The sequence below is a fragment of the Sulfitobacter maritimus genome (genome assembly GCF_013346665.1).
GTDB lineage: Bacteria > Pseudomonadota > Alphaproteobacteria > Rhodobacterales > Rhodobacteraceae > Sulfitobacter > Sulfitobacter maritimus.
In genome coordinates, this window is sequence record NZ_JABVBB010000034.1 from 514,343 (window position 1) to 530,237 (window position 15,895).

16 protein-coding genes are annotated in these 15,895 nt (G+C 60.9%); 9 read left to right on the forward strand and 7 right to left on the reverse strand.

Annotated elements, in window-relative coordinates:
• Positions 1–95: 95 nt before the first annotated feature.
• Genes HTT03_RS12595 through glmM form a run of 3 tightly spaced genes read left to right on the forward strand, consistent with a single transcriptional unit; the run spans position 96 to position 3,375 of the window.
• Positions 96–1,022, forward strand: coding sequence for a dihydroneopterin aldolase (locus HTT03_RS12595; protein ID WP_174860124.1), 927 nt, complete (start codon positions 96–98; stop codon positions 1,020–1,022).
• Positions 1,019–2,032, forward strand: a complete 1,014-nt coding sequence (gene folP, locus HTT03_RS12600) for a dihydropteroate synthase (RefSeq protein ID WP_174860125.1) — start codon at positions 1,019–1,021, stop codon at positions 2,030–2,032. Before HTT03_RS12595 ends, folP begins: the two co-directional genes overlap by 4 nt.
• Positions 2,029–3,375, forward strand: coding sequence for a phosphoglucosamine mutase (gene glmM, locus HTT03_RS12605; protein ID WP_174860126.1), 1,347 nt, complete (start codon positions 2,029–2,031; stop codon positions 3,373–3,375). Before folP ends, glmM begins: the two co-directional genes overlap by 4 nt.
• A gap of 6 nt (positions 3,376–3,381) precedes the next feature.
• On the opposite strand, the gene HTT03_RS12610 is transcribed toward glmM, so the two are convergent.
• On the reverse strand, positions 3,382–4,302 hold the full coding sequence (locus tag HTT03_RS12610; protein WP_174860127.1) for a DMT family transporter: 921 nt from the start codon (positions 4,300–4,302) through the stop codon (positions 3,382–3,384).
• A gap of 75 nt (positions 4,303–4,377) precedes the next feature.
• Positions 4,378–5,400, reverse strand: a complete 1,023-nt coding sequence (gene ilvC / locus HTT03_RS12615; protein WP_168611968.1) for a ketol-acid reductoisomerase — start codon at positions 5,398–5,400, stop codon at positions 4,378–4,380.
• 134 nt (positions 5,401–5,534) lie between these two features.
• Here ilvC and HTT03_RS12620 point away from each other — a divergent pair, with 134 nt between their 5' ends.
• The 4 genes from HTT03_RS12620 to HTT03_RS12635 all read left to right on the forward strand — a co-directional run bounded on the left by HTT03_RS12620 (position 5,535) and on the right by HTT03_RS12635 (position 8,481).
• Complete coding sequence (locus HTT03_RS12620) at positions 5,535–5,990, forward strand: Lrp/AsnC family transcriptional regulator (protein WP_174860128.1); 456 nt, start codon at positions 5,535–5,537, stop codon at positions 5,988–5,990.
• Positions 5,987–6,442: an Lrp/AsnC ligand binding domain-containing protein gene (locus HTT03_RS12625; RefSeq protein WP_174860129.1), complete on the forward strand. Its 456-nt coding sequence runs from the start codon at positions 5,987–5,989 to the stop codon at positions 6,440–6,442. Before HTT03_RS12620 ends, HTT03_RS12625 begins: the two co-directional genes overlap by 4 nt.
• An 83-nt stretch (positions 6,443–6,525) precedes the next feature.
• Complete coding sequence (locus HTT03_RS12630) at positions 6,526–7,278, forward strand: GGDEF domain-containing protein (RefSeq protein ID WP_174860130.1); 753 nt, start codon at positions 6,526–6,528, stop codon at positions 7,276–7,278.
• 78 nt (positions 7,279–7,356) lie between these two features.
• Entirely contained in the window at positions 7,357–8,481 is a 1,125-nt protein-coding gene (locus HTT03_RS12635) for an aminotransferase class V-fold PLP-dependent enzyme (protein WP_174860131.1), read from the forward strand.
• Between the two features lie 15 nt (positions 8,482–8,496).
• On the opposite strand, the gene HTT03_RS12640 is transcribed toward HTT03_RS12635, so the two are convergent.
• Together HTT03_RS12640 and HTT03_RS12645 are read right to left on the reverse strand one after the other, a co-directional pair.
• Positions 8,497–9,696 carry a UbiH/UbiF family hydroxylase gene (locus HTT03_RS12640; protein ID WP_174860132.1) on the reverse strand — a complete coding sequence of 400 codons (1,200 nt, stop codon included), beginning with the start codon at positions 9,694–9,696 and terminating at the stop codon, positions 8,497–8,499.
• On the reverse strand, positions 9,696–10,343 hold the full coding sequence (locus HTT03_RS12645; protein ID WP_174860351.1) for a pyrimidine 5'-nucleotidase: 648 nt from the start codon (positions 10,341–10,343) through the stop codon (positions 9,696–9,698). Before HTT03_RS12645 ends, HTT03_RS12640 begins: the two co-directional genes overlap by 1 nt.
• A gap of 101 nt (positions 10,344–10,444) precedes the next feature.
• Here HTT03_RS12645 and HTT03_RS12650 point away from each other — a divergent pair, with 101 nt between their 5' ends.
• Positions 10,445–11,110: a GntR family transcriptional regulator gene (locus HTT03_RS12650; protein WP_174860133.1), complete on the forward strand. Its 666-nt coding sequence runs from the start codon at positions 10,445–10,447 to the stop codon at positions 11,108–11,110.
• Here HTT03_RS12650 and HTT03_RS12655 read toward each other — a convergent pair.
• Both HTT03_RS12655 and carA read right to left on the reverse strand, forming a co-directional pair.
• The gene (locus HTT03_RS12655) at positions 11,061–13,013 is read right to left on the reverse strand and encodes a glycosyltransferase (RefSeq protein WP_174860134.1); all 1,953 of its coding nucleotides are present in this window, start codon (positions 13,011–13,013) and stop codon (positions 11,061–11,063) included. The two genes, HTT03_RS12650 and HTT03_RS12655, sit on opposite strands and share 50 nt — an antisense overlap.
• Positions 13,014–13,104: 91 nt before the next feature.
• Positions 13,105–14,265, reverse strand: coding sequence for a glutamine-hydrolyzing carbamoyl-phosphate synthase small subunit (gene carA / locus HTT03_RS12660; protein WP_174860135.1), 1,161 nt, complete (start codon positions 14,263–14,265; stop codon positions 13,105–13,107).
• Between the two features lie 196 nt (positions 14,266–14,461).
• On the opposite strand from carA, the gene HTT03_RS12665 reads away from it, so the two are divergent.
• Positions 14,462–14,923: a GatB/YqeY domain-containing protein gene (locus HTT03_RS12665; protein ID WP_174860136.1), complete on the forward strand. Its 462-nt coding sequence runs from the start codon at positions 14,462–14,464 to the stop codon at positions 14,921–14,923.
• Positions 14,924–14,969: 46 nt separating this feature from the next.
• Here the strand turns inward: HTT03_RS12665 and HTT03_RS12670 are convergent, their stop codons facing one another.
• Positions 14,970–15,461: a DUF2244 domain-containing protein gene (locus HTT03_RS12670; protein ID WP_174860137.1), complete on the reverse strand. Its 492-nt coding sequence runs from the start codon at positions 15,459–15,461 to the stop codon at positions 14,970–14,972.
• Positions 15,462–15,895 lie beyond the last annotated feature (434 nt).

A 15,895-nucleotide genomic window follows, 5' to 3' on the forward strand; every position in this document is an offset into this window, starting at 1 on the left:
TAGGCCGCGCCTTCGGGCGCTGGTCTGCTGCGGGCGAGGCTGCTAAAGCTGCATTAAGCCCGCGGGCTATGTCACTGATCTGATAGGCGCCATCCATGTCCGAAGAAACCCGACGTGCCTTTGCACATCCGCTAGAGCGGGCCGAAGCTTTGGCCGGGCCTGAACCGCGCGACCGCATTTCGCTGCGCGATCATATCGTCGAGGTTGAGATCGGGGCGTTTCAGGCCGAACGCGGTGTGACGCAGCGCCTGTCGTTCAATGTCGTGGTCGAGGTTGCGCCATTAGAGGGGCAAGTCGACGACGATGTGGACCGCATCCTGTCCTATGACCGCGTGACCGAGGCGATTGCCGCTGAACTGGCTGCTGAGCGGCTGAACCTCTTGGAAACCCTCGCGGAGCGGGTGGCGGAACGTATTCTGACCGAACCGCAGGCGACCAAAGTCTTCGTGCGGATTGAAAAGCTCGATCGTGGACCGGGGGCGCTTGGGGTGGAAATCGTGCGTTCCGGCGTGAAGCAGCCGCGCGATCTGCCGCAAACCGCCGAGGCGAGACCTTGGATCATTCATCTGTCGAATACCGCGATCGGCTCGCCGCATTTGAGCGGCTGGCTCGATCAACTGGAGACATGGGACGCCCCATTGGTTTTTTCCGTGGGACTGCCCGAGGGGCAACCCCCGCAAGCAAACCACCCCCAAGCGCAACGCCGGATTGACCTGTTGGCTATTGAGCAAAATGCGTGGCTGCTTGCCGCCCGCGATCCTCGGCTTGAGGTTGTCAGCAGTCGGACCGAGTTGGACTGGGCGATGAAGAACCGGCAAAGCGTTGTCTGGGCACCGTCGCGTATTGTGACGGATGCCGTAGATGGCCCAGCGGTGGCGCCGGGTCATGAACCGGCCTTGGCGGCTTGGTTTGCCCAGAATTTCGAGGCGTTGGGGCTAATGGTCATTGGGGCCGAGGCCCCCGAGGTCGAAACGTTGCCGGTGACGTCCGTTCCGGTTGAGACAAAGACACTTCCACGATGAAAAATTACCTTCGCCCCTTGGTTCAGGTTGGCCCTGCCAAACCCGACACTGCGCTGACGCTCGCCGGGGGCTGGGGGTGGTTCACCCATGTCGAGGTTCTGGCCCGTGATGCCGCGCCCCGCGTCGTTGCGGCGAATGAGTTAGATGAAGTCGCGCTTGCCCCTTTTACAGCGGCGCGATCCTCCATTGCGGGACTACAGATGGACCGCCCGCGGGTGATGGGCATCCTCAACGCCACCCCCGACAGTTTTTCCGACGGGGGGCTGCACGCGGACGCGCAGGTGGCGGTGAAGGCTGGGCTGGCGATGCAGGTAGCGGGCGTGGACATGATCGACGTGGGCGGTGAATCGACGCGCCCGGGGTCCGATACCGTTGCCCCCGACGAAGAGATCGCCCGCGTCGTTCCGGTTATCGAAGGGCTGCGTGCCGGGGGAGCAGGGGCAATCAGCATCGACACCCGCAAGGCTCCCGTGACCGAGGCCGCTGTCGCGGCGGGGGCTGATCTGGTCAACGACGTTGCCGCGCTGACCTTTGATCCCGCGCTGGCGCCGTTTTGCGCGGCGCAGAACTTGCCGGTATGCGTGATGCATGCGCAGGGTGATCCGGCCACGATGCAGCGCGATCCGCGCTATGACAACGTGTTGCTCGACGTGTATGATTACCTTGCTGAGCGGCTCACGGCTTTGGAAGCGCAAGGAATTGCCCGAAAAAATATGGTCGTTGATCCCGGTATAGGGTTCGGTAAGACGCTGGAGCATAACCTCGCGCTATTGGGACGGTTGAGCCTGTTTCACGGTCTTGGCGTGCCAGTGTTGTTGGGCGCGAGCCGCAAACGGTTTATCGGCACGATCGGCGGCGCAGAAGCTGGATCAGGCCGTGCGCCCGGCTCCATCGGCGTGGCGCTGGCGGCATTGAACCACGGCGTGCAGTTCCTTCGGGTACATGACGTGAGCGAAACCATTCAGGCGATTGCACTTTGGCGTGCGGCCATGGCAGGAAAGCAGATATGACAAAACTTTTTGGTACTGATGGCGTGCGTGGCACGGCCAATATTCACCCTATGACCGCCGAAATGGCGCTGCGCATCGGCGCGGCGGTTGGGCGGTATTTCCGGCGTGACATGGACAGCGCCCACCGCGTTGTGATCGGCAAAGACACGCGGTTGTCTGGCTATATGTTTGAGAACGCTTTGACGGCAGGGCTAACCAGCACGGGCATGAATGTGCTGCTGCTCGGCCCGGTGCCGACCCCGGCTGTTGGGTTGCTCACGCGGTCCATGCGGGCTGATCTGGGGGTGATGATCTCGGCCAGTCACAACCCGGCGCATGACAATGGCATCAAGTTCTTCGGCCCGGACGGCTACAAACTGTCTGACAAGGTGGAGCAAGAGATCGAAGCACTGGTCGAACAGGGTGTCGACACGACGGCCCCGGATGAGATCGGGCGGGCGAAGCGGATTGATGACAGCCGCTATCGCTATATCGAACGGGTCAAATCCTCCTTCCCGCGCCAAATGCGGCTCGACGGGCTGAAGGTGGTGATCGATTGCGCTCATGGGGCCGCGTATCACGTGGCGCCGATGGCACTTTGGGAGTTGGGCGCGACGGTGATCCCGGTGGGCGTGGCTCCGAACGGGTTTAACATCAATGATGGTTGCGGTTCGACCCAGCCCAAGGCCGCGGCAGAGGCCGTGGTGGCCCATGGCGCTGATGTTGGCATTTGTCTGGACGGGGATGCGGATCGGGTGATCCTGATCGACGAGAACGGGCGCATCGGGGATGGCGATCAGTTCATGGCGCTGATGGCCGCACGCTGGGCCAGCGAAGACCGCCTGAACGGCAAGGCGCTGGTGGCGACGGTGATGAGCAATCTGGGGCTGGAGCGTTTTCTTAATGAGCGCGGCGTCAGTCTGGAGCGCACCGCCGTGGGCGACCGCTATGTGGTAGAGCGGATGCGGGCCGGGGGCTTTAACCTTGGCGGAGAGCAGTCCGGTCACATCGTGATGACCGATCACGCGACAACCGGGGATGGCCTTATGGCCGGAATGCAGTTCCTTGCCGAAATGGTGCGCTCAGAGAAGCCCGCCTCGGAGCTTCTGTATCAGTTCGACCCGGTGCCGCAGCTGTTGAAAAACGTGCGTTTTTCGGATGGCCAGACCCCGTTGGAGGACGCCGATGTGCAGGCCGCTATCGCGCAGGCGGAGGCTGACTTGGCGCAGGGCGGGCGGCTGTTGATCCGCAAATCGGGGACTGAGCCCTTGGTCCGTGTCATGGCCGAGCATGAAGACGCCGCCTTGATGGAGCGGGTGGTGGACAGCGTGGTCGATGCGGTGAATGTCGCGGTTGGCAGCTAAGGCAGGTCAGGCGTGCCGGAACAGTCGTTTCAGCGCGCCGTACTGGCTTAATCCCACCCCGGCGAGGATCAGCAGCATCGCATAGAGTAGCGAGAGCGGCAGCGGTTCGGACAGGATCAGCGCGCCAAGCAACACGGACCAGACCGGCACCTGATAATTGACCAGTGACATGAACACTGGCCCCGCCGTGCGCACCACGTAGACGCGCAGGAACGCCGCACCTGCTGTGGGGATGAGGCCCAGAAAGACCAGCACGGCGAGGGTTTCGAGGGAAGGCAAGGGCGGCGCGCCTTCGGCGATCAGAGCCGCCGGCAGCATAACAACCGCGCCGATCAACATCAGGACAGTGGCCAGCCCAATAGGATCTACCGCAGGCAGGCGCCGCATGAGGATAGACCCCACGGCATAGCAGGCAGCCGCGGCGATACAGGCGATCCGCCCTGCGGTCTCCATCGCGGCTCCTGTGCTTTCCAGCGCTTGTCCGCCGATCAGGACCATCACGCCGACAAAACCGATCACAAAGCCACCGACCTTGCGCGGGGTCATCCGCTCACCCGGCACAAGGAAATGTGCCATTGGCAGCACGATAAGCGCAACGGAGGCCATGGTGACCCCGGCGAAGCCAGAGGTCACGAACTGCTGCCCCCATGCGAGCAATGAAAAGGGCAGGGCCGAAGTGATGATGCCAGTGGTGATCAAGGTCACGATATGGCTGGGCTCGGTCGGACGGTGAAAGAGCGCGAAGCCCCGGCCGGACCAGAGCCCCAGCATCACCACCGCCGCAAGGCCGATCCGTGAGGCAGCAAGCCAGAATGGCGTGATGCCCGTCAGGGCGACTTCGGTGAAGAGAAAGGTTCCGCCCCAGACGAAGCCTAACAGTGCGATGGCAAGCCAGCTTTTCAAAGTGATCTGTGGCGTGGCGTTCATCGCGGCTCCGGGGAAAGTGCAACGACCCCGGCGCGGGGCCGGGGTCGTTCTATGTGTTTCAACTGGCCAAATGGCTTAGTTTTTCGCTTTGTCCACCATCTTGCCTGCGGAAATCCACGGCATCATCTCGCGCAGCTTCTCGCCGACCTGCTCAATGCGGTGCTCGTCGTTGATGCGACGTGTTGCTTTGAACGAAGGCTGACCAACAGCGTTCTCTTGCATGAAGTCACGCACGAACTTGCCGTTCTGGATGTCCGTCAGCACGTCTTTCATGCGCTTCTTGGTTTCATCATAGGGCAGGATGCGTGGACCGGAGACATATTCGCCGTATTCCGCCGTGTTAGAGATCGAGTAGTTCATGTTGGCGATGCCGCCTTCGTAGATCAGGTCCACGATCAGCTTCACTTCGTGCAAGCACTCGAAATAGGCCATCTCAGGCGCGTAGCCTGCCTCAACCAGCGTCTCAAAACCCATGCGGATCAGTTCAACCAGACCACCGCAGAGCACGGCCTGCTCACCGAAGAGGTCGGTTTCACATTCCTCGCGGAAGTTGGTCTCGATGATGCCCGAGCGGCCACCGCCGATGGCGGAGCAATAGGACAAGCCGATTTCCAGCGCTTTGCCGGAGGCATCTTTGTCCACGGCCACGAGGCAGGGCACACCGCCGCCTTTGGTGTATTCGCCACGCACGGTGTGGCCGGGGCCTTTGGGGGCCATCATGATGACATCGACGCCTTCTTTTGGCTCGATCAGGCCAAAGTGGACGTTCAGACCATGGGCAAAGGCAATCGCGGCACCTTCGCGGATGTTGTCATGCACGTATTTCTTGTAGGTCTCAGCCTGAAGTTCATCGGGCATGGTGAACATGATCAGATCAGCCCAAGCTGCCGCTTCGGCGATGCCCATGACCTTAAGGCCTTCGCCTTCGGCTTTGGCAGCAGAGGCGGACCCTTCGCGCAGGGCGACGACGAGGTTCTTGGCGCCTGAATCGCGCAGGTTCAGCGCGTGAGCGTGGCCTTGGGAGCCGTAGCCGAGGATCGCTACTTTTTTGTCTTTGATGAGGTTCACGTCGCAATCGCGGTCGTAGTAAACGCGCATGATCTTGTCCTTTGGTTGGTCTCGTTCTGGGTCTCACCATAGCGATGTCGCGTGTAGGAGCCATTGTCATCGCAGAGGTATTTGTGAAAGGATGAAGATAGTTATTCGCGAACAAGGTGGAATTCGGAAAAATCATGCTTGATGACCTCGATCGCCGTATTCTGCGCTACTGGCAAGCGGAGCCGAGTCTCAGCCCCGGGGAGTTGGCTGAGTACTGCAACATTTCGGCAGGCAAGGCCGCCCGGCGGATTGCGCGGATGCAGGATCAGGGGATCGTGCAGGGCAGCACCGTGGTGATTGACTGGGCCGCGCTTGGCTACGCGCTGGAAGTGTCGCTGCGGGTGACCTTGGACAAGACGCAGGCGAATGCGTTTGACGTCTTTATGGCCGAAGCGCGAAAGGTGCCGGAGGTGATTGAAATCCAGACCTTTCTGGGGCGGGTCGATCTGCGGTTGTCGATCATTGCGCGGGATATGGGACATTATCAGCAGATTTACCGCAGTCGGATTCTGACCCTACCGCATATCGCGGAGATCGAAGCCCTGATGCATGTGGCACGTATCAAGACTCAAGAGGGGCTGCCGCTGTGATTGAGTTAGACGAGATTGACCGCGCCTTGCTGCGGGCTTTGGTGAAGGATGCGGCGCAAAGTGCCAGTTCTCTGGGCCGCCAATTGGGGTTGTCGCAGCCCGCGACTTGGCGGCGGATCAGGCGTTTGGAGGCCGGGGGCGCGATTGCCGGGCGACGGTTGCGGTTGGATGCCGAAACCTTGGGCTTTGGCGTAACAGTGTTTTTAGGCATCAAGCTGGCAACACGGGGCCGAGTGAGTTTGGAGGACTTTGAGCGGGCGGTTTCTGCTATTCCCGAGGTGCAGACGGTGGAGCATGTCTTGGGGCGTTTCGATTATCGCTTGCGGGTCGTGGCGCGCGACCTGCCGGATTTTGAGCGGGTGTTACGGCGGCGGATCATGACCTTGCCGGGTGCGGGGGAGGTGGAGGCGAATGTGCTGTTGAGCGAAGAGCGCCTGCCAGGGCCGCTGTAGACCAGCGCAAGTTTAGCTAAATAGGGCTTTCGGAACTCTGCCGATTAACAGCGTTTTGGGATATCTAGACGTAGGTATATTTTATGATGCGAGATATACTGAAGCTACGGTTGCGGACTTGGCTGAACGTCTGGGTATTTACGGTGACGATGACAATCGGCACGGTGCTTGCCTGTGCGTTTTTGGTGACCGTGATCTATCCGGATCAGTTGCGGGCTCTGATGGGCTTCCGGGCAATCCTTATCACGACGTTAATTACCATTCCTTTCGCCTTTTTCGTCGGGTCGAAGCTGCGTGAAAACACCCTGTTGAGCGATGAGTTGGTTCGTTTGGTCAACCGAGATCGGCTAACGGACGTCGCGACGCGGGATTTCTTTTTCAGGCGGATGGAGAGTGATCCGAATGCCTATGGGGTGTCCCTGATGGTGGATATTGACCACTTCAAGCAGGTGAATGACACCCATGGGCATTATGCCGGGGATGCGGTTATCAAACATGTGAGCGATGTGCTGCGCGGCGAAGTGCGCGAGCAAGATATTCTGTGCCGCTTTGGCGGGGAGGAATTCGTGGTGTTTCTGCATGAGGTGAGCGCCGATCAAGGGTTGGTGATCGCGGAACGGATGCGGGCTGCGGTGGCCGCGGCTGCGGCGCCGGTTGAGGGGCGGGCGATCGCAGTTACCGTGTCCATCGGTGGCTCTTTGAAAGAGCGGTTGGCGGATATTAATGTTTCGATCCAGCAGGCGGATGCAGCGCTGTACCGTGCCAAGGGTGACGGGCGAAACCGCACTGTCGTTGATTGGCTGCCCGCAGCGACGGAGGAGGCAAGACGAAGCTAAAAGGCAGCCAGAGGCAACACAATTGCCTTTTAACGCTGCGGGCCATATGCCTGTTCGTTGATAGATGGAGGACCTTCAATGGCATTGCTCGACACGGTAGACCCGACAGGGTTGGATGAATTCAGCGTGGTCTTCACGGACCGGTCCCTCAACCATATGTCGGCGGAGTTTCAGCAAGTTATGCGGGATCTTTCGGCTTGGTTAGGCGAGGTTTATAACGCCAAAGCTGTCGCTTTGGTGCCGGGCGGCGGGACCTATGCGATGGAGGCGGTGGCGCGGCAGTTCGCGCGGGGACAGGAAGTCTTGGTCGTCCGCAACGGCTGGTTTTCCTACCGATGGAGCCAGATTATCGAAAGCGCTGATCTCACCGCCAAGGCCGAAGTGCTCAAAGCGCGGATGCAGGGCAATACCGCTCCCGCGCCCTTTGCGCCCGCACCAATTGAAGAGGTCACTGCAGCGATCCGTGAGCATCGCCCGCAGGTGGTTTTCGCGCCGCACGTCGAGACCAGTTCGGGCATGATTTTGCCGGATGATTACATCAAAGAGATGGCAGCGGCGGCAGAAGAAGTCGGTGCGTTGATGGTGCTCGATTGCATCGCTTCGGGCTGCGTTTGGGTCGATATGAAGGCGCTTGGCGTCGATGTGTTAATCTCGGCCCCGCAGAAGGGATGGAGCGCTTCGCCCTCTGCCGGATTGGTGATGATGTCCGCCCGCGCCGAAGCACGACTGGCAGAAACCACATCGGACAGTTTCGCCATTGATCTGCGCAAATGGCGCGACATTATGAAGGCCTATGAGGCGGGCGGTCATGCCTATCACGCCACGATGCCAACCGATGCGCTGCGCGATTTTCGCAATACGGTGCGCGAGACCCGGGACTATGGGTTTGAACGGTTAAAGGAAGCGCAATGGCGTTTGGGGGATGCGGTGCGCAAGGCGCTTGCGGAACGCGGGGTGACCTCAGTCGCGGCAGAGGGCTTCGCGGCCCCCGGTGTGGTGGTCAGCTATACAGATGATCCCGATGTGCAAAGTGGCAAGGCTTTCGCCGCGCGGGGCATGCAGATCGCCGCGGGCGTGCCGCTTCAAGTAGGGGAGCCAGATGATTTCCGCACCTTCCGTTTGGGCCTGTTTGGGCTTGATAAACTTTATGACGTCGACGCCACTGTGGCGCGTCTGACCAAGGTGCTGGACGAAGTGTTTTGAGCGTTTGCGCCGCGTTCAGCGGCGCAGACCCAGCCCCATCTGCATAAGGGTTTTGCGCACCTGTGGCAGCGCGTAGAGCGCGTTTAGACCCGCTGCCCGCGCCTCACGGGCCAGCGGCGTGCGCGCTTGACTGGCACGGTTCAATAGGTCAATGCCGCGTACCCTGAGCGAGATGTCGGCGTGACGGGCGCTATGGTAGGCGTCCAACATCTTGGCATCGCCCAGCTGATCGGGCGCTTGGCGCGCCAGGTCCAACAGGGTTGTCAGATCGGCCAGCGACATATTTAACCCTTGCGCGCCAATGGGCGGCACCACATGCGCGGCCTCGGCCAGCAGGGCGATGCGCTCACCAGACAGACGTTTGGCTTCTTGGCTGATGATCGGCCAAAGGGCGCGTTTGCTGACAAGGGTCAGAGGGCCGAAAAGATGGGCAGAACGCGCCGTCGCTTCGGCTTCAAAGGCGGACACGTCCAGCGCCGCCCGGGCCTGTGTGACGGGGCCATCGTCCATCCAGATCACCGCGGAGGAGGGCAATCCGTCCCGGTCCGGAAGAGGGACAAGGGTGAAAGGGCCGCCTGAGCGGTGAATTTCGGTCGACACGTTGTCGTGCGGGATCGGGTGCGTGACGGTGAAGGCAAGTGCCTTTTGCCCGTAGCGGCGGGTTGTGACTTCGATCCCGGCGGCGTCGCGCATCGGGCTGTTACGGCCATCGGCGGCGGCCACCAGACGAGTCTTGATCCGGCCACCGTCGCTCAGGCCAACGCGGGCTTCGCTGCTACGGGTAAAGAGGGTGGTCGTGCCGGTGCCAGGGCGGAAATCGACGTTGGGCAGATCATCAAGCCGGGCGAGCAACTCGCGGCGCAGCAGCCAGTTGGGGAAATTCCAGCCGAATGGCGCGTCAGAGATATCGGCGGCGTCAAATTCGCGCGTGGTGCGCGGCGTGGCTTCTTCGCCGCCCGCGTCAACAATGCGCATGATTTGCAATGGGGCCGCATGGGGCGCGAGCCGGGGCCAGAGACCGGCCTCTTCAAGCAGCGCGCGGGCCGGTTGCAGCAGCGCGGTGGAGCGCATGTCGGCGCCGTCGGCTTCGGACTCCGTCACTGGCGGGGTGGGGTCCACGCAGACCACTTTGAACCCAGCAGAGCCGAAGGCAGCCGCCGCGGTCAGCCCCGCAATGCCGCCGCCTGAGATCAGTATGTCGCAGTCAAATGCCATCAGCCCGATACCCGAATAAGGAAATCACAAAGGTCTTGTGTATGGTAGTGAATGTGGTCGCCTTCGCCGCGTTCGGGGGCCACGTGGACGGTGCGCATGCCCAAGGCGTGGGGGGCGGCGAGGTTGCGTGGATCGTCTTCAAACATAGCGGCGGTGGTGGTCTCAAACCCGTCGATGGCAAAGACTTTGTCAAAGGCGGCGCGTTCCGGTTTGGGCAGGTAATCCGCATGTTCGACACCGTAAACCGCATCGAAAAGCCCGCTGAGACCTCGGGCCGCAAGGACCCTTTCGGCATAGGGGGCGCAGCCGTTGGTATAGACGATGCGGCGGCCCGGCAGGGCGCGGATAGCGCGGGCAAGCTCGGGGTCGGGGGTGAGCCGGTCCATCGGGATGTCATGCACGTCTGTAAGATAGGGGCCGGGATCGACACCATGTTCGCGCATCAGCCCGGCCAGCGTGGTGCCATAGGTCTGCCAATAGTGCATTCGCAGGTGGTTGGCGCGGTCGCGGTCGACTTTGATCGCCTGCATGACCCAATCAACCATGCGCGCTTCGATCAGATCGAAGAGCCGCGCCGAGGGCGGGTAGAGTGTCTGGTCCAGATCAAAGACCCAGGTGGTGACATGAGTGAAAGCATCGCGCGGCATGGCGCTAGAGGTAGGGCGAGACCGTGGGGTGCGCAAGCCCTGCGGGTTGCGCATATGGTCGGGGTGCGTAAGGTGACGCAACTTGCAAGGATGCGTGACGAATGCCCGACCTGATCAACCAACCGAAATCCGGCCCAACAGATGCCTATTCAATGATCCTAGAGGCGATTGATATTGGCACCTACCGCCCCGGCGACCGTTTGGTGGAGAGCGAATTGGCGGACCGTTTTGGCATGTCGCGCACCCCGATCCGGGAAGCCTTGCAGCGGTTGGAAACGCAGTCTTTGCTGGTGCGGGATGGGCGCAGCCTGATCGTGGCCTCGCTGGACCACAACCAGATGGCCGAGCTTTATGTGGTACGCGGTGAACTGGAAGGCTTGGCCGCCCGATTGGCCGCGCGTCATGCCACCGCGGAGGAGGTCCGCGTGCTACGCGAAATGGTGGATGCTGACAACGCTTTGGCGGATAATCCGAACGCTTTGGCGCGGGCCAATAAGCGGTTTCACAAACAGATCCACCTTGCGTCCCACAACCGCTATCTGGTGCAACAGCTTGATCTTGTTCACCGTTCCATGGCGCTGATGGCCACGTCATCCTTGGCTGTCGAAGGGCGGGGGGAGATTGCGCAGGCGGAACATAATCAGATCGTTCGTATGATTGAGGCCCGTGATGAAGACGGTGCCGATAACGCGTTGCGCGAACACATCTCAGTCGCCTTTATGACACGGCTGAAGCAGGAAGCGGCGCGACGGGAGGATGATTTTTGACGTGACCTGCGCGGGCGGCGCAGTCTGTCGGCTCTTCTTCTGAGGATTGGCCGTGGGCCGTTTTGTCCCAATAGAATGGGCTGCTGGCAAATTCGTAGAGCGCTTTGAGCGCGGCCAGAGCGCCGAGGGCGAAGTAGAAAGGCAGCGTTAGCACATAGGGCAGAAGATGCCGGTGGCGTCGGTCTGATACGGCGAAGGCGGACAGGCTGAGGTTCAGCAGTTGCGACAGGATGAACAGACCGATCACCCCTGTCATCACCGCGGGCCCGAGCAGTTCCGCCGCCGGATGGGATAGACCGACGAAGGTCAGCCAAAGGGACCACAACAGCGGGGCAAGGGCGAATTGCGAGAATGTTGCCAAGAACAGCGTTTGCACACCCAGAAAACGAACCATGCCAAGGTCTTTCATTAGCCTGCGCGGTGCGCGCATATGTACAGACCAAGTCGTTAAAAAACCTTTAAGCCACCGTGACCGTTGCCGGACCCAAGGCCAAGGACGGCAGTTTGCCTCCTCATAGGTGACGGTGGGCAGGATTTCGGTGACATAGCCGTGCCGTGCGAGCCGAAGCCCGAGGTCGGCGTCCTCGGTCACGTTGTGGGCGTCCCAGCCCCCCAACCGCTCCAGAATCTCGCGCCGGAAAAACAGGGTGGTGCCGCCCAAGGGGACGACCAGCCCAAGCCGCGCCACGCCGGGCAACAGCACCCGCCACCAACTGGCATATTCAATGGCAAAACAGCGTGACATCCAATTGCTGCGGCTGTTGTAATAGTCCAACACCCCCTGCAGGCAGGCCACATTGTCCGGGGCTTGGTGAAAGCGGGTGGCGATCTGTTCGATTTGATCGGGTTCCGGTGCATCCTCCGCATCCCAAACGCCGATAATGCTGCCTTTGCAGAAATCGAGCGCGTAGTTGAGCGCGCGGGGTTTGGTGCGCAGCTGGCCGGCTTCCGGCACTTCGATAAGGCTGATCCAACTGGGCAGGGCGGTGCGGTTGAGGGTCTCTCGGGTCACCTCATCACCTGCTTCTAACACCAGCACGACCTGCAACAACGATTTTGGATAGGTCAGCCGTGAGAGCCGGGAAATCAATGCGCTTGCGATTTCCTGCTCTTTATAAAGGGGGACCATCACCGAAACGCGCGGCAGGCGGAAGTCGGAAGGCGGGACGCGGGGGGGCGTCGTAGGCGCTCGCGGCTTGAGAAGGGTGGAGGCGAGTGCTGCGGCTTTGAGGCCGGTGGTCATGGCTAAGGTCAGCGTAGCCCAGAGCAACGCGGCAGACAGCGCTACGGTGGGTGCAAGGAAAACAGAAGCGAGAATCACGCTGCAGAGCGCCACGGCCCAGATTTGCCGCCGTAGTGGATTGGCTGCCCACCCTCGGCAGCTTTCGACCATTGGCACGCGGGTTGCGGCCTTATGCGCGAGTTCCTGACCATAGAGCGCGGTAATGTGGTCCTGAACCTGCTGGGGTTCCGCGATCACCGGCAAAAACCGCTTTCCTGCGCTTCCCATACAGGCGCAAAGGCGGTCGAACTGGGCTGGCTGACCGGTTACAACGAGCAGCCTGTCGCCAATCTCCAGCCAAGGCACGGCGCCGAATTCGAGACAGAGCGCGACAGGGAGCCGATGCCGCAGCCGTGGATCAGGCGGGTCTTTGCAAAGATCGACAGGCTGGGCTTGGTACTGATGGGCGAGCGCGTGCAGAATGTCGGCCCGTGAAATCAGCCCTTCGGCGGCCAGAATTTCACCCAAAGGCACGTCGATTCGGCGCTGCAACGCCAGACCGTGGAGCAAATCCTTAGGGCTAATCGCGCCGGAATTGACGAGATAGCGGCCTATTGGCAGCCTTTCCGCGGGCGGTGATGCCGCCTGCGGGTCTGGCAAAAGCAAGCGTAGCGTGCTCATCACATACCCCATCAATCAAATTGATAGGAAAGTGACAGCAAACCGTTAAGCGTGCGTTAATCTCGATCAGTGCAACTGAAAGCAGATCAAATTAAGCGGCCCGATCCGCCATGGCTTGGCTAAACCGTTCAAACAGATAGTAGCTGTCCTGCGGGCCGGGGCTGGCTTCGGGGTGGTGCTGCACGGACCAGACGGGGCGGCCATCGACGCGGATGCCGCAGTTCGACCCGTCAAAGAGCGAGATATGCGTCTCGCGCACGCCTTCGGGCAGGGATTGACCGTCGACCGCAAAGCCGTGGTTCATCGAGGTGATCTCGACCTTCCCGGTGTCGTTGTCCTTGACTGGGTGGTTGGCGCCGTGGTGGCCATGGCTCATCTTGACGGTCTTGGCCCCAAGGGCGAGGGCCAGCATTTGGTGGCCAAGGCAGATGCCGAAAACGGGCAGATCAGTCTTGTCCAAAACGTCGCGGATCATCGGCACGGCATAGGCGCCCGTCGCCGCAGGATCGCCGGGTCCATTGGACAGAAAAACACCGTCAGGCTGATGCGCCATGACGTCTTCATAGGTGGCCGTGGCGGGCAGTACGGTCACGTCACAACCAGCCGAGGCAAGGCAGCGCAGGATGTTGCGTTTTGCGCCGTAATCCACTGCAACGACTTTATGTTTTGCCTCTGTCTGGGGCGCGTAGCCGTCGGGCCACGCCCACCGCATTTCGTTCCACTGGTAGGTTTGCGCGCAGGTGACATCTTTGGCCAGATCCATGCCTTCAAGCCCGGCAAAATCATGCGCGGCGGCGACCAGCGCTTCGACATCAAAATTGCCGTTGGGATCATGGGCGAGGGCCGCATGGGGCGCGCCTTGCTGGCGGATCGCGCGGGTCAAACGCCGGGTGTCGACGCCGCCAATGGCGATGCGGCCGCGGGCGGCGAGCCAGTCGGACAAGGGCTGCACATTGCGCCAGCTGCTTGGGGTTGTGGGCATCCATTTCACCACCATCCCAGCGGCGACCGGATCACCGGTTTCATCGTCCTCGGGATTGGTGCCGACATTGCCGATATGCGGGAAAGTGAAGGTCACGATCTGGCCCGCGTAGGACGGATCCGTCATGATTTCCTGATAGCCGGTCATGGCGGTGTTAAAGCACAGCTCCGCGACGGTCTGGCCGGTGGCGCCGAACCCCATGCCGTAGAAGATGGAGCCATCGGCGAGGGCAAGACAGGCGGTTGGGCGGGGGCGAGCGGGCGCGGACATGGGGCAGTCTCCGGGCAGGGAATGAGCGGGTAAACGGGTGGCAACCTAATCGCGGCAGCGGGGCGGGTCAATAGCTGCTGTCAAATGAGATTTCGTGGTTTTACAGGTACTTACCGCGGACTGCCCCCCCATTGCCGCCGCGCGGCATAGCGGGTATGCTCGGACCCTTGTCATGAGCGAACACAGGAAAACCACCATGTCACTGCGGACCCGCATCTCTGATGCTCTGAAACAGGCGATGAAAGACAAGGCGGCGGACCGGCTGTCGACCCTGCGGCTGATCAATGCTGCGATCAAGGATAAGGACATTGCCGCACGCGCCCAAGGCAATGATGACGGTGTGTCTGAGGCTGAGGTTCTGGCGATTTTGAGCAAGATGGCCAAACAACGTCAGGAATCAGCGCGGGCCTATGAGGAAGGCGGGCGTTTGGACTTGGCCGAGCGCGAGCGCGAAGAGGTTGAAGTCATTGAGGAATTCTTACCACGCCAGTTGAGCGTGACGGAAACCGCAGCGGCGGTAGATGCGGCTGTGGAGGAAATCGGCGCCACCTCGATCCGGGACATGGGCAAGGTGATGGGCCTGCTGAAAGAACGCTATACCGGACAGATGGATTTCGGCGCTGTCGGGCCGGTGATCAAGGCGCGGTTGAGCCAATAGTCGGCGCAGAAAGTTAGTTGAATTACAAAGGGCTGGGCTGCGAAGTTCAGCCCTTTTGCCGTTGCAGGTGACGGGAGAGATCTTCGAACAGCGCGATGCGTTCTTCTTCGCTGAGGAACGCGCCGATCTCGACCTCGCGGCCCTCGCCGCGGAGCGTGACATAATGCGGGACTGGGCCGTCCTCTTCGTATTTCGTCACCTGCGTCCAATAGCGGTTGCAGTCCCACTCTTTGACCTCGCCCTTGGCGGTTGTGTGGATCAAGGTGGCAGTGGTGTCGTTGAGGGTCAGGACCTCTTCGATCTGGCGGGCGCGGTGGTTGTGCTGCAATGCCCAATAGAGCGCCGCTAAGGCCAAGATAACAAATGGTAATAAACCCCAGAGGAACACCGTGCCGAGCAGCGCGACAAGCGGGACCATCGCCATGATAAAGGTCGCCAGCATAAAGGCGGCAAAGCCACGCGCAGGCAGGGATTGATGCGGCCAGAGGCGCATTTGCTGCGGGGTGGCGCGAGGCGGGGTTGTCCATTTGTAGGGCATGGCAAGGCTCTGGCTCAGGATGCAGAAAAGATAACATCTGAGGGCGCGAAAACAATGCGGCGCGGGGACGCGGTGGGGGGTGTTTGAGCGCGGCGTTAAGTTTGAGTTGTTAGGGTTTGATATTGTTGGGATTTTGTGAGTCACAAGTTGTGCACCGGGCGTACACTGGGCGTGCTGCTTGGGTGTGGGGATTCGGCGGTAAGGGGCGGGTTAACGTGGCGGATGGTGTGATCGTTACCTGAAAGTTATTTAGTGTGCTCAGCGCCTGCCAGGGGTTGGCGACCCGACGCGTGATCTTTCCCGTCACGATATGTGTTCGCGGTGTAGCGCCTAGTCCCACCAAATCGTCTACCCGTCGCACCCGAAGTGCGCAAATATGAACAGGCATGCCCTTGGCGTGACAGGCGGGCAGGCGATGGCCTGGCGTCGGAAGC